A 13457-nucleotide genomic window follows, 5' to 3' on the forward strand; every position below is an offset into this window, starting at 1 on the left:
GCCAAAGACTATTGACTGTGATTCGTGGAAATGCGATTCTCGATCTTGCTAGAAATCGGAGAGAGGCTTCCACGACCTTGGTCGTTCGGGGGCCTTTTTCTTTTGCTGATCAAACTCCCTTGTTGCGTTTAAATTCTGCGAAAAGGCCCGTGAGCCGTTCGCTGACGAAATCGTCAAAACCCGGTGCGCTTTTCGCATCGAACACGAATGTCGACCGGTTTCCCGATTTGCGCATGACAACCGGCAGACCGCTCAGCTGTGCTTGAGCCGGCTTGCCACTATCCTCAGGTTTCGCGGACAACTGTGTAAACGCGAGCTGGAAACGCTCGTCGCTTGTCTTACCCTCTGCCCTGCCCTTCTGAAGGGACGAGAGCAGCTTTGGAATGTTCCCGGCATTGAGCTTTTCCGACAGCTCCGTCCACCGCCTACGGCCAACCTCAGGTGCCGGACCGATCGCATCGATGATTTCCATCGGAATCGCCCGGACCAGGCTGATCATTTTTGACAAGGCTGCCTTGTCGACGCCAAGTGCTGCCATGATGATATCGCGCGTGAACGAACGATCCTCAAGACGGGTGGCGAACAAGGCGCGTTCGATATGCGAGAGGTTCGTTCGGGCGTTGTTTTCCTGGCCCTGGCTGACGACCAGCTGGTCATCGGTCAGAACGCGGACAACCGCCTTGACCTTGAGGCCCAGCTGTCGGACGGCTGCAAGTCGGCGGTGACCGTAGGCGACCTGGAACCGGCCCGACTGGTCGGGATGAGGCCGCACGAGGATCGGCACCTGCTGTCCATGCTCGCGAACCTGCTCGACCAGTTGGGAAAGCGCTTCGCCATCGATCAGCATACGGTCGGAAACAAAGGAACTGTCGATCAGCGATGGATCCAGTTCAACGACGGAAAGCCCTTCCGAAAGCTGCCGCTCGAGATCCTGCGCCCGTTCCATCTTCTGCGTGATGCTGCCAAGCGTTCTCGTGATGCCACCAACGGGGACACCGCTGCGCACGGCGGGTGCCATTCCGGCCAAAGGGCGTGACGATTGAGCAGCCGGGGGTGCAACCGGTGTCGGCGCTGGTGCTGAATTGTTGTCCGGCGCCGAAGGTTCGAAGATGCCGATCAGGTTTTTACGTGCCATCTCTTAGCGCCTCCCCCACACGGACCGGATCAATTCTTCAATCTCGAGGTTCACGGCATTGAGCGAGTCCATCGCCCGGTCATAGGTGCCGCGGGTGAACTGATTGCGCTCGACCTCATACAGTGTCTGTTTCGTGACGCCGGCATCGGAGATCGCTGTCGACTTCAACATGGCGTTGTGAAGCATACGATTGCCGAAGATGGCGCGCATAAAGCCCGTCATCTGGCTCTGTGGGCCGTCATTGGGTTCAAACCGCGTCACAAGATATCGCATCCAGTCATAGCTTGTCCGCCCCCCTGCCCGCTCAACAACCGACATCAGTTCGCTGGTCATCGAGAGAAACTGCGACATCGACATGACGTCGAGCATTTGCGGGTGAACGGTAATCAAAGTCGATGTCGAGGCGCAAAGCGCCGACATGGTCAGGAAGCCGAGCTGCGGCGGGCAATCGATGACGACGACATCGTAAAGGTCTTCGATATCGGCAAGAACTTCGCCGATGCGGGCAAAGAACATCGTCGCAACCTGTCCCGACGCCATGGCCTTTGGTGTTTCGTGCTCGAACTCCATCAGCTCGAGGTTGCCCGGCAGGATATGCAGGTTCGGTGTGTAGGTGGAGCGGACAATTTCCGAAATAGGGCGCGGATCCTCATAGCGGATCGCACCATAGAGCGTCTCGCCTTCGCCCACATCGAGCTCGGGTTGATGCCCGAACAACGCCGACAGAGACGCCTGCGGATCGAGATCGATCGCGAGCGTCTTATAACCACGAAGGGCAAGATACTGGGAGAGATGCGCGGACGTCGTCGTCTTGCCGCTTCCGCCCTTGAAGTTCATGACGGAAATGACCTGCAGCTTTTCGCCAGGACGGCGGGCCGGTACGTATTTCGCCACGCCGTTCTTTTCGTCGAGAACCTGCCGAATACGATCCATGTCGGTCGGAAGATAAACACGCCGACCGTTCGCCAGCGGCTCGGGTCCGTATCCTTCTGCGGCAACCTGACGGAGATAGCCTTCTCCGATGCCGATGAAGCTCGCGGCTTCGGCTGGCTGGAAGGGCCGGATCGTCTTTTGAGATGTCGGTGCGAAGATTTTCGCTTGATGCATCTGAAGTTGATGCGCAAGCTCCTGGGCATCTGTTGCCAGAGTCGTTGGCAAGTGCTCCTGAGGTTCGTTGACTTTCAAGCTTGGCTGCGGCATCTTTCTCTCCAACTGCGCAATTGGCGAAGTTCTTCGGAAAACTGCGCAGTTGAATATGCCCCGATTCGCACGAGTTGTACAAATGATTCAATGCAAATGAATTTTGCGCCTGTGGAGAGCAAAAGTCGCGCTCGTTGTCCGCGGACAACGGGAAGTGGGGCGGGGTAAGGTATCAGATTTTGCTGAGTGGATCGCTAAACCTTTGCCATCTTTAACCTGTCTGTAAGTGTTTATGGTGCTTGCTTATCACCATACAGATGCTAGCTTGATCCATCACGCCAGAAGCTAAACGGTTCCATCTCACGGACGCATCCATCTTGTGTCCGGTAGAGAAACCGAACTTGACGCTAGCTTTCACAACGGCATTGAACTATAACGCTTTCAATGCGTTACGATCTCTCAAAAATAGACTTTGGTGAGTTGTTCGGACCGATCTCCGCAGCGACAGCCGGCGTTGTACGACTCGATGAGCGGATCGCTAGTTCCCCCGTACGGCAAGGCTGGATCGATCGCGCCCAATTCTTGGAAGCCTGCTCGTCCCTGTGGATCGATGGGGAACTTGTCCATATCGAAGACCTTGTTCTTCATGACGCAGGGATGGCAGTTCGAGCCTCCACTCACGAATTGACAGTTGCCCATGACGTACTGCGAACGCGCCGGCGAATTGCGGCGAGCGAACCGGAATGGGCATTGAGCGCTGCTGGTCTTGCCGCGCTGCGGTCCGGTCGTCATGACGAGGCTCAAGACATTGAGATCAAAGCGGCACCGAGAGGGCTCGCAACGATCTCGCGTGACGATGATTTCGAGGATCCCTTGGCAGCTATCGATGCTGTTCTCGCGCGAAGCCAGGCGTTGCTTGCGGACGCCGTAAGCGTTCGTGCGATGAAGATACCAGGCCGGGACGCTCTCATCTATGACGAGGACTGGGACGAGGACGCTCGTCTGTCGGAATGGCGCGTGGTGCTGGACGAAACGCAGTCCATGCCGCCCCTCCTCAGGGCCGCCGTTGCGTGGGACGCTTGGTTTCACCTGCAGGTGTCGAAGCATGCGCCATGGCTTGGACGTTTGCTGGCGAGCGCGGTGTTGCGCGAAGCCGGGTTAACCGAAACGCAGTTGTCCGCGGCCAACTTCGGTCTCCGGCAGGTGTCGCGGGAGCGCAGAATGAGCAGGAACCGCATGGTGAGGCTTCTCGCGTTCACGGAAGCAATTGCGCTCGCGTCCGAGCATGGCATGAAAGAGCACCAGCGGTTGTTGCTCGCCAAGCAGCAGCTCGAGCGCCGTCTGGTGGGTCGGCGACAGTCGTCGCGGCTTCCCCAGCTAATCGAACTTGTCTTGTCGCGCCCGCTTGTTTCGAGCGGGATGATTGCCGACGCACTGGAGATAACCCCGCAGGGCGCGCTGAAAATTGCTGCCGAACTCAATCTTCGTGAATTTACCGGGCGAGGGCGCTTTCGCGCCTGGGGAATACTTTGATCTGACGGGTTAACGCGTTGCAAATAAAGACAAAAGCGAACTGAAACGAGTGTTCCCGGCCTTTCTATCGTCCAAACGATCCCTTAATGATGAGGGTATGTCGTGGAGGACATTAAGGGAGGCATCAATGAAGATCACGAAACTCGAAACCGTGCGAGTTGCAGAGCGCGCAAACCTGATCTGGGTTCTGGTTCATACGGATGAAGGGCGGACCGGTCTCGGCGAGACGTTCTTCGGGGCAGAGACGGTCGAAAGCTACATTCACGAATATGTTGCACCGCGGGTGCTCGGCCGCGATCCGCTTGCCATCGATCTTCTCGCACAGGACCTCGTGGGCTATGTCGGGTTCCGATCCTCGGGTGCCGAGGTGCGTGGCAACTCGGCTTTCGACATCGCGTTGTGGGATCTGTTCGGGAAGGTCACGGGCCAGCCGATCGCGCAGTTGTTGGGCGGCTTCAGCCGCAAGGAAATCCGCACCTACAATACCTGCGCCGGCACCGAGTATATCAAGAAATCCACTGGCCAGACCACGGGCAACTATGGCCTGTCGACCGGCTCGGACTACGACGATCTCAACGGATTTCTCAACCGGGCGGACGAATTGGCACATTCGCTGCTGGAGGAGGGGATCACGGCGATGAAGATCTGGCCCTTCGATGCCGCCGCCGAAAAGACGAGGGGACAGTATATTTCACCTTCCGATCTCAACGCAGCGCTTCAGCCATTCGAAAAGATCCGCAACGCTGTCGGCGACAAGATCGACATCATGGTGGAGTTTCACTCCATGTGGCAGCTCCTGCCAGCGATGCAGATTGCCAAGGCGCTGACGCCCTACAGCACGTTCTGGCATGAAGACCCGATCAAGATGGATAGCCTGTCGAGCCTGCGTCGTTATGCCGACGTAACGCCCGCACCAATCTCAGCATCTGAGACCTTGGCAACGCGCTGGGGTTTCCGGGATTATCTCGAAACGGGCGTCGCCGGCATCGTCATGCTGGACATCTCCTGGTGCGGCGGGCTGTCGGAAGCACGCAAGATCGCATCGATGGCGGAGGCTTGGCATTTGCCGATCGCTCCGCACGATTGCACCGGTCCGGTTGTCCTCGGCGCATCGACGCACCTGTCGCTTAACGCACCCAATGCGCTGGTGCAGGAAAGTGTGCGCGCCTTCTACAAGACGTGGTACCGCGATCTCGTCACCGCACTGCCTGAGGTGAAGAACGGCATGATCACGGTTCCGCCTGGTCCTGGCCTCGGAATGGACCTCAATCCAGACCTGGACAAGGTCTTCACCGTAACACGGCGTTTCTCAAACCTCGCAGACATGTAGGGCATCGCGGCATGATCGCATCCATCTCCAAGCAAATCGTCTCGGCGCGCATGGCCGGGCCCCTCATCATGCTGCTCGGCATGGTCATGTTTGCGCTTAACGACGCCATGGGGAAGTGGCTCGTTTCGAGCTACGGCCTTGGACAGGTCGTGCTTCTGCGCAGCCTCGCCGCGCTTGTCATCTTGCTGCCTTTCCTGTTCTTTCAGGGATTCGGCTCTCTGCTGAAGGTCGAACGACCCGGCATGCAGGCCCTTCGGGTGTTCTGCTCCACTGCCGAGGTTTTCTGCTTCTACTATGCCGTGATGTATCTTCCGCTCGCAGACGTCATGACCTATTGGCTCGCAGCACCAATCTATGTCGCCGCGGCATCGCCACTTCTACTCGGTGAAAGAGTAGGCTGGCGTCGGTGGACTGCAATCGGCATCGGCTTTATCGGTGTCGTCATCACGCTCGAACCGTCGAGCGCGATGATCAGTCCGCCAGCGATCGTATCCATCTTCGGCAGTGCCGCCTTCGCGTTCATGATGATTTCAGGTCGTTTCCTGAGGGCCACCCCAGACCGGACGCTTGTCTTTTTCCAGATTGTCGGTGCGGCACTTGCAGGCCTTGCTTTTGCGCCTTTCGACTGGTCGCCGATCGCTTCTACCCGCGATTTTGGCCTGCTTGCATTGCTCGGCATAGTAGCAATGACCGCTCATGTTCTCGTTAACAGAGCATTGAAGATCTCGGATGCGGCAACGGTCGCTCCCCTACAGTACACGCTTTTGCTCTGGGCGGTTCTGTTCGGCTGGCTGTTCTTTGGCGATATGCCGAGATTCGGAATGCTGATCGGTGCAGCACTGATCGTCGGTTCCGGCGTCTTCATCTTCCTGCGCGAGCAGACGCTGAAGAAGCGCCAAAGGGTGCAGCCGATCGCGGTTGAATAGCCATGAAAAAAGCCCGCGACGGTAACGTCGCGGGCTCGTCTGCCGAAGGCTGATGCTTACTTACGGACTTCCTTAAGTTCCGCCAGGATGCCATCAACCACATCGGCACCAATCTGTTCCTTGTGCTTTTCATAGACAGCAAGCGACTTTTCACGAATGCGAGCCTGCTCCTCAGGCGACAGCGTGTTCACCTCCAGGCCGGCGGCCTTGATCTTTTCCAGCGACTTCTTGTTGAGATCGCCGATCACCTGGCGCTCCACATCGCGACCGACCACTGCGCATTCACGCAGTGCAGTCTGTTCTTCCGGCGAATAGGTGTTGAAGATCGCCTTGGAGAAGAGGAAGAGGAAAGGCGTATATGCGTGGTTGGTCTCGGTGACGTATTTCTGCACTTCGAAGAACTTCGACGTGTCGATTGTCACATAGGGGTTTTCCTGCGCGTCGATCGCGTTGGTCTCGAGCGCCGAATAGACTTCGCCGAAGGCCATCGGGGTCGCGTTTGCACCAAGGTTCTGGAAGGTGTCGAGGAAGATGTTGTTCTGCATGACGCGAACCTTCATCCCCGAGAAATCTTCCCACTTGGTGACGGCGCGCTTGGAATTCGACAGGTTGCGGAACCCGTTTTCCCAATAGGCAAGATTGACCAGACCGGCGCCGTCGAGCTTCTTGTTCATCTCGTCGCCAAATTTGCCGTCGAGCACCTTGTAGGCCTCCGGCGCATCGCGGAACAGGAACGGCAGGTCGAAGACGCCGAGTGCCGGAATGATGCCGACGAGCGGAGACGAGGATGTGACGACGGCTTCCTGAACGCCCGAGCGCAGGGCCTGGGTTGCCTGAAGGTCGCCGCCAAGAGCGCCGCCCCAGAAAGCGGTCAGCTTCAGCTTGCCGCCGGACTTCTGGTCCAGGCATTCCTGCATGGCCTTGATGCCGTTACCGACCGGATGGTCGGCATTGATGCCGTTAGAAACGCGAATGTTGCGGCTCTTGAATTCGGCGAAGGCCGGTGCCGCTGTGGAGCAGGCAAGCGCGATCGCGGTGGTGGCAAGAAGCAGTCTCTTCATAGTAGTCCTCCCAGTTGGACGTTGATGTGAACAGGTTGAATGGCAGGCCGTCAATGCAACCAACGTGCGGGCACGATCACAAGATCGGGAAACAGCACGAGCAGGAAAAGCACGAGCGACTGCGCCAGAAGGAACGGCCACACCCCGGCCGTCACCTTGCCAAGCGGTATTCTCCCGACACCGCTGACGACGTTGAGCACAACACCGACCGGCGGCGTGATGAGGCCGATCGAGTTGTTGATGATAAAGAGCACGCCGAAATATACCGGATCGATCCCCGCCTGCTTGATGATCGGCATGAGAACCGGCGTCAGGATCAGGATGGTCGGCGTCAGATCGAGTGCCGTACCGACAACCAGAACCAGGATCATGATGACGAACATCAACAGCGTCGGGCGATCAATCAGCGGTTCGATATAGCCGGCGATTTCTGCCGGAATATTCGCAGCCGTGATGAGCCATGCCGATACGAGTGCCGCGCAGACGAGGAACATGATGACCGAAGTCGTCTTGGCGGCCTGCAGAATGACGTGCGGAAGGTCTCTCGGCTTCAGTTCCTTGTAGATTACCATGCCGACGAACATCGCATAGACGGCGGCAACGACGGCAGCTTCGGTCGGCGTCACGATGCCAATCTTGATGCCGCCGAGGATGATCACAGGCATGCCGAGCGCCCAGGCAGCGCGTCCGGTTGCGTGCAGGCGTTCCTTGTAGGTAGTCTTCGGAAGCGCCTGGACGTTATCTTTGCGCACCACGATCAGCCAGGTAATGATCAGTGAGACGGCCATCAGGATGCCGGGAAAAATGCCAGCCATGAAGAGCTGGGTGATCGACACGTTTGCGGCAACGCCGAATACGATAAACGCCATCGACGGGGGAATGACCGGGGCGATGATGCCGCCGGCAGCGATCAGACCGCCAGAGCGGGGAATATTATAGCCTGCCTTGGCCATCATCGGGATGAGGATGGCGGCAAGGGCGGCCGTATCGGCAGCGGCCGAACCCGAAATGCTGGCCATGATGAGCGCTGCAAAGATCGCGACGATCCCGAGGCCGCCTCTGATATGGCCGACGCAGGCGATTGCGAAATCGATGATGCGTTTCGACAAACCGCCGGAATTCATCAATTCGCCGGCAAGAATGAAGAAGGGGATAGCGAGCAGGGTGAATGTATCAGCGCCCGCGATCATGTTCTGCGCGATGATCTGGCTGTTGAACATGTCCATGTACCACATGAGCACGACGCCGCAGAAAATCAGCGAGAAGGCAACGGGGACGCCAACGGCCATCGCGCCGAGCAGCGATCCAACAAAGACGAAAAGAGTCATTTAGGTCCGCTCCGCCAGTTGTTCGATCGTGAGGTTCTCACCCGTGAACGCCGCAATTTCCGCGTCGGTGACGCGACCGGTCACGAGACGCAACAGCCGCTCCAGCGCGATCAGCACGCATCCTCCACCGGTGAAGAAGCCGATGCCGTAGACCCACGCCATGGAAAGCCCGGTCACAGGTGCGACCATGCTGGCGTTGATCGGCAACTGGACCCATGTGCCCCAGAAGAAAATTGCCGAACACAGGATGATCAGCAGGTTCGAAATGATCATGCAGGCGATACGGCCCGAGCGACCGAGCATGGCGACCAGCGACTCCACACCAAGGTGGGAATGTTCGCGAAACGCCACGACTGCACCGATAAAGGTCAGCCAGACGAAGAAGTAGCGCGATAGCTCTTCCGATATGTTGAGGCCGGAGTTGAAACCGTAGCGCAGCACCACGTTGAGGAACACCATGATTGCCATACCTGCCAAAAGCAGGATCAGCAGCAGTTCCAGAAAGCGGTAAAAGAGATCGTTTATTCGTTGCATCGGGTTCCTCCTCCCATCAACCGCGGCGGCTACAAGAGCTTGCGCTTCGCGAGGTTCTTCATCAAAGCCGTCAGCCCGAAGTCCCAGGGCGGGCAGGCTTCACTATTTTCCACCCAATTCACCAGTCGCCCAAGCCTTGGCGACGAAATCTCGACGCGGTCGCCGATCTCGTGCGTAAAGCCCAGACCCTTGCCGCGCCGATCCTTGACCGGTGCAAACATGGTGCCGAGAAACAATACGGCGCCATCAGGGTATTGATGGTTGCGGTTGAGAAGCTGCGAAACGAGATCTTCCGGCGTGCGGCTAATTGCCTGCATCGGGCTAACGCCCGTCATCTCGAAACCTTCAGGGCCTTTGACGACAAGCGAGATCTCCGACTTCTTGACGTCTTCGAGCGAAAATTCGCCGTCGAACAGTCGGATGAAGGGACCGAGAGAACAGGATGCGTTGTTGTCTTTTGCCTTGCTGAGAAGGAGGGCGGACCGTCCTTCGAAATCGCGAAGATTGACGTCATTGCCAAGCGTCGCACCGACAATCGCACCCGTGGATGTGACAGCAAGCACCACTTCCGGTTCGGGATTGTTCCAATCCGACTTCGGGTGAATCCCGACCAGCGACCCGCAGCCGACGGCCGACATGGGCTGGGCCTTGGTGAAGATTTCCGCATCCGGACCGATCCCGACTTCGAGATACTGCGACCAAAGCCCCATATCCTGCAACAGCGCCTTCACGCTTGCTGCCTTTTCCGAGCCGGCCACAAGCCCCTTGAGGCTGTCGCCCAGTACCGGCGCCAAGCGACCACGGATCTCCTGGGCCCGAAGCGGATCGCCCTTGGCCTGTTCCTCGATGACCCGTTCCAGCATGCTGTCTGCGAAAGTTACGCCCGCGGCCTTGATCGCCTGCAGGTCAACTGGCGCCAGCAGCGTTCCGGCAGTGCCGTCTAGGAAGTCATCGAGAGAGCCGAGATCCGTCCAATCGGTGGCTGCCGTCAGGCGCTCCACCAGGCCGTCGATCTCAAGCAGTGCTGACAGCGTCGCAGCGAGCGACGAAAGATCCAGAAGCCTACCATTCCGGTAAAGGACAGGGCAGGGGCCGTCCGCAGCCTTCGACCAGACACGACCAACCAGAGTGGCGGTCTCGCTATCCTGCGGTAAAATCAGTTCGGGCGTCAGCCCGCCATGTATAGTCATTATGATCCTCCACGCGGCCGATCGATCAGGCCTCCACCCGTCAATCTGTTGTCCGATGTCTGACAACGTCGCTTGAGCTTTCTACTGAGTGTTTTTCTTTGTGTCCAGTACTGCAACCCTGTCAATTCTGGGGATCATCTATACAATATACGCGGGCAAAGAACGCCGACGCACGGTGTCGTTCCGGTGCGCCCCAATGAAGTCGATGCAAGCTGACCAGGCGACGGATGAAGGATCATCCTACCTCGAGCGGTGACGGACGATCCAAAAGGATCCCAGTAAAACCTGCGGCTGTTTGCGCACTGGCGCGGATCTGGAGCGGGGCAACGGCGTCGGTAAACTTCATTTGAAATCGCTCGGCGCTTGCTAGGACGGAGGTTCAGCCTAAGTGTTGCGCATGGGCAATTTAAAAGAAGGCGTTCTCAACGCGATGGCTGCCGACCAAAGTGCAACGGGCTGGCAGTCGGATCCCGAACGAAGTCCCGACTTCCAATATTCCGGACTTCCAGTCCGGTGGCGCCGTCGTATTGTTCTGGCGCTCAACCTCGCAACGATCGCGGGGCTTGGGTATGTCGTCTACCGACTTCTTTCCCCAGATGGCATTGATGGTGCGGAAGCCGTCATGCTGATCGGGTTCATGCTGGCAACGCCGTGGACGGTGCTTGGGTTCTGGAACGCCGTGATCGGGATCGTCCTCCAGCACGGCCCCGGCGACCCCTCCAAAAGCATCTACCCCTTCTATCCGCAGGGTCAGGGAAGCCAGCCGATCGCTTTGTCGTCGCGGACAGCGCTGACGATATTCCTGCGCAACGAAGATCCGCGACCCGTCTTTGCCCGGATAGAGGCGATGCAGAAGAGCCTTCAGGCGACCGGCCTCCAACGCCACTTTCGGTTCTTCGTCCTCAGCGACACGTCCGAGCCCGACATCATCCAGTTGGAAGAAGCGGGCTTCGATCTCGTTGCCGCTCATGTCGTGGCGGATGGCGGTAACCGGCCGGTCTATCGTCGTCGTGCTGACAATGCCGGTTACAAGGCGGGCAATATTCAGGACTTCCTGAAGGAACACGGAAGCCGCTACGACTTTTTCCTGCCGCTGGATTCCGACAGCGTCATGTCCGGCGACGTGATGATACGGCTGGTCGCCGCCATGGAGGCACGACCGGAGCTCGGCATTCTTCAAACCCTCGTCGTCGGAGTGCCCGCCGAAAGCGGCTTTGCCCGGATGTTCCAGTTCGGTATGCGTCACGGAATGCGGTCTTTCACGCTCGGCTCCGCATGGTGGAGCGCTGATTGCGGGCCTTACTGGGGGCACAACGCACTGATCCGCGCCGCGGCATTTGAGGCCCACTGCAATCTGCCCGTTCTCCCGGGATCGCCGCCATTGGGCGGCCATGTGCTGAGCCACGACCAGCTGGAAGCGACCTATATGCGTCGGGGCGGCTACGAAGTTCGTGTGCTGCCGATCGAGACACAGAGCTTCGAAGCCAACCCACCGACATTGCTGGAGTTTGCCAAGCGAGATCTGCGATGGTGCCAGGGCAACATGCAGTATTGGCGTTTCCTTTTTGAGCCGGGCCTTAAGCCGCTCAGCAGGTTCCAGCTTTTTCAGGCGGTCCTGATGTATGTCGCACCGCCGGCCTGGATCGTTGCCACGTTTGCCGCCGCATGGAAGGGTGTGACCGGCGGCTTTGATGCGACCTATATCGAACTCGGCTTCTGGTCGTTCATCACCATCTTTCTTCTGTCGGTCACCCCCAAGATCGCCGGCGTCGTCGATGTGCTGCTTACCCCCGGCGCGATCCGCTCCTATGGCGGACCATTGCGCTTCGGTCTGTCGGCGGTGATCGAACTTCTGGCCTCGATGATCATGGCGCCCATCGTTGCCGTCTATGTCTCGGTGTTCCTGATCGGTCTTCTGTTCGGACGTTCGGTCACCTGGAGCGGTCAGAACCGCGACCGGCTCGGCGTTACGCTCGGCACAGCTATTAAGGCGATGGGCCTTCAGACATTGATCGGCGTTGGCCTCGCAACGATCATAACGGGCCTGATCGGTGGGTACGCGATCTTCTGGGCTCTGCCTGTGGTCGCCGGTCTCTGTCTGGCGATCCCGTTCACCGTCTTCACGGCCTCGCAGCGGTTCGGTTACTGGACGACCCGTCTCGGACTGTTCGCAATTCCCGAGGAAGGCTGTCTTCCGCGGGTCCTCACCCGCCTCGTTCCGCATGAAGCCCGTCTCTGGCGTCGTCCGTCCGCCAGAGTTGAAGGCAAGTTTCCCAAGCCGGCACGCGATGGCCAAGCATGACGATAGCGCAGGCCTTGTGGCTGGTGCGAGAGAACCAGCCTGAATTGCGGGTGACACCGCTTGGTCCGCTCGGAAACGGCGATGTTCTGGTGGAGAGCCTCTTCGGCGCCATCAGCCGCGGCACGGAATCCCTGGTGGCAGCCGGCTCGGTCCCCGAAAGCGAATATGACAGCATGCGGGCGCCGTTGCAGGATGGAGAATTCCCGTTTCCGATCAAGTACGGCTACGCGGTGGTCGGAACCGCAAAGGACGGCACGGAAGCGCTTGTCGGCCGGACAGTATTCTGCCTCTATCCGCATCAGGATGCCTTCCACGCCCCCGCTGAGATGGTCGTGCCGGTTCCAGCAGGCGTGCCCGCCTCGCGCGCCGTCCTTGCAGCCAATATGGAGACGGCCCTCAACGGCGTTTGGGATGCCGGCATTCTTCCTGGAGACAAGGTCGCGGTCGTCGGTGCAGGGCTCGTCGGGCTTCTGATTGCCTATCTCGCCGCAAGGATCCCGGGCACCGAAGTCACCGTCGTGGACGTCAATGGCGATCGCCGCGGTCTTGCCGAAGATTTCGGATGCCGGTTTGCATCACCCGAACAGGCGAACGACGGTGACGGCGGATGCGATGTGGTGATCCACACGTCAGCCACGGCCGCAGGTCTTGCCACATCCATTGCGCTCGCCGGCTTCGAGGCGCGGATCGTCGAGATGTCCTGGTATGGCGAAGGCAGCGTGAATATTCCGCTGGGCGGTCGTTTCCACAGTCAACGCCTGTCGATCGTCGCTTCGCAGGTCGGCAACGTACCGGTTCAAAGGCGCGCAAGGTGGCCTTTTTCGCGGCGTCTGGCCGCGGCACTTGCACTGCTTGCGGATGACCGCCTCGACAAACTCTTCTCCGGCGAGACGGACTTTCCCGACCTTGCCCAAGACTATTGCCAAATTCTCGCCGATCCCGGCACCCTTTGCCACCGTATCCGATACCGTTAGTCTG

General features: G+C 58.7%; 11 protein-coding genes. 5 read left to right on the top strand and 6 right to left on the bottom strand.

Features of this window, described 5'->3' with window-relative positions:
* Window positions 1-109: 109 nt before the first annotated feature.
* Both repB and repA read right to left on the bottom strand, forming a co-directional pair.
* Window positions 110-1135 carry a plasmid partitioning protein RepB gene (gene repB / locus ACQY1K_RS21620; RefSeq protein WP_430259356.1) on the bottom strand — a complete coding sequence of 342 codons (1026 nt, stop codon included), beginning with the start codon at window positions 1133-1135 and terminating at the stop codon, window positions 110-112.
* A gap of 3 nt (window positions 1136-1138) precedes the next feature.
* Window positions 1139-2335, bottom strand: a complete 1197-nt coding sequence (gene repA, locus ACQY1K_RS21625) for a plasmid partitioning protein RepA (RefSeq protein ID WP_430259358.1) — start codon at window positions 2333-2335, stop codon at window positions 1139-1141.
* Between the two features lie 384 nt (window positions 2336-2719).
* Between repA and ACQY1K_RS21630 the strand changes: the two genes are divergently transcribed.
* From ACQY1K_RS21630 to ACQY1K_RS21640, 3 genes are all read left to right on the top strand, one after another.
* Entirely contained in the window at window positions 2720-3808 is a 1089-nt protein-coding gene (locus ACQY1K_RS21630) for an RHE_PE00001 family protein (RefSeq protein WP_430259360.1), read from the top strand.
* Window positions 3809-3935: 127 nt separating this feature from the next.
* A complete protein-coding gene (locus ACQY1K_RS21635; RefSeq protein WP_430259362.1) occupies window positions 3936-5138 on the top strand; it encodes a mandelate racemase/muconate lactonizing enzyme family protein in 1203 nt (400 codons plus the stop codon).
* 11 nt (window positions 5139-5149) lie between these two features.
* Entirely contained in the window at window positions 5150-6064 is a 915-nt protein-coding gene (locus tag ACQY1K_RS21640; protein ID WP_430259364.1) for a DMT family transporter, read from the top strand.
* Between the two features lie 56 nt (window positions 6065-6120).
* On the opposite strand, the gene ACQY1K_RS21645 is transcribed toward ACQY1K_RS21640, so the two are convergent.
* From ACQY1K_RS21645 to ACQY1K_RS21660, 4 genes are read right to left on the bottom strand one after another with little or no spacing between them, the layout of a single operon-like run.
* Window positions 6121-7125 (bottom strand): TRAP transporter substrate-binding protein, encoded by a 1005-nt coding sequence (locus tag ACQY1K_RS21645; RefSeq protein ID WP_430259366.1) that lies wholly within the window; start codon window positions 7123-7125, stop codon window positions 6121-6123.
* Window positions 7126-7175: 50 nt separating this feature from the next.
* Complete coding sequence (locus ACQY1K_RS21650) at window positions 7176-8453, bottom strand: TRAP transporter large permease subunit (RefSeq protein WP_062458589.1); 1278 nt, start codon at window positions 8451-8453, stop codon at window positions 7176-7178.
* The gene (locus ACQY1K_RS21655) at window positions 8454-8987 is read right to left on the bottom strand and encodes a TRAP transporter small permease (protein WP_430259368.1); all 534 of its coding nucleotides are present in this window, start codon (window positions 8985-8987) and stop codon (window positions 8454-8456) included.
* Between the two features lie 29 nt (window positions 8988-9016).
* Window positions 9017-10177 (bottom strand): fumarylacetoacetate hydrolase family protein, encoded by a 1161-nt coding sequence (locus ACQY1K_RS21660; protein WP_430259370.1) that lies wholly within the window; start codon window positions 10175-10177, stop codon window positions 9017-9019.
* Between the two features lie 397 nt (window positions 10178-10574).
* Here ACQY1K_RS21660 and mdoH point away from each other — a divergent pair, with 397 nt between their 5' ends.
* Both mdoH and ACQY1K_RS21670 read left to right on the top strand, forming a co-directional pair.
* Window positions 10575-12479, top strand: a complete 1905-nt coding sequence (mdoH, locus tag ACQY1K_RS21665; RefSeq protein ID WP_430259372.1) for a glucans biosynthesis glucosyltransferase MdoH — start codon at window positions 10575-10577, stop codon at window positions 12477-12479.
* Window positions 12476-13453 (top strand): zinc-dependent alcohol dehydrogenase, encoded by a 978-nt coding sequence (locus ACQY1K_RS21670; protein WP_430259374.1) that lies wholly within the window; start codon window positions 12476-12478, stop codon window positions 13451-13453. The genes mdoH and ACQY1K_RS21670 overlap by 4 nt, the downstream gene beginning before the upstream one ends.
* Window positions 13454-13457 lie beyond the last annotated feature (4 nt).

This window comes from Neorhizobium sp. IRS_2294, assembly GCF_050500145.1.
GTDB classification, from domain to species: domain Bacteria; phylum Pseudomonadota; class Alphaproteobacteria; order Rhizobiales; family Rhizobiaceae; genus Neorhizobium; species Neorhizobium soli.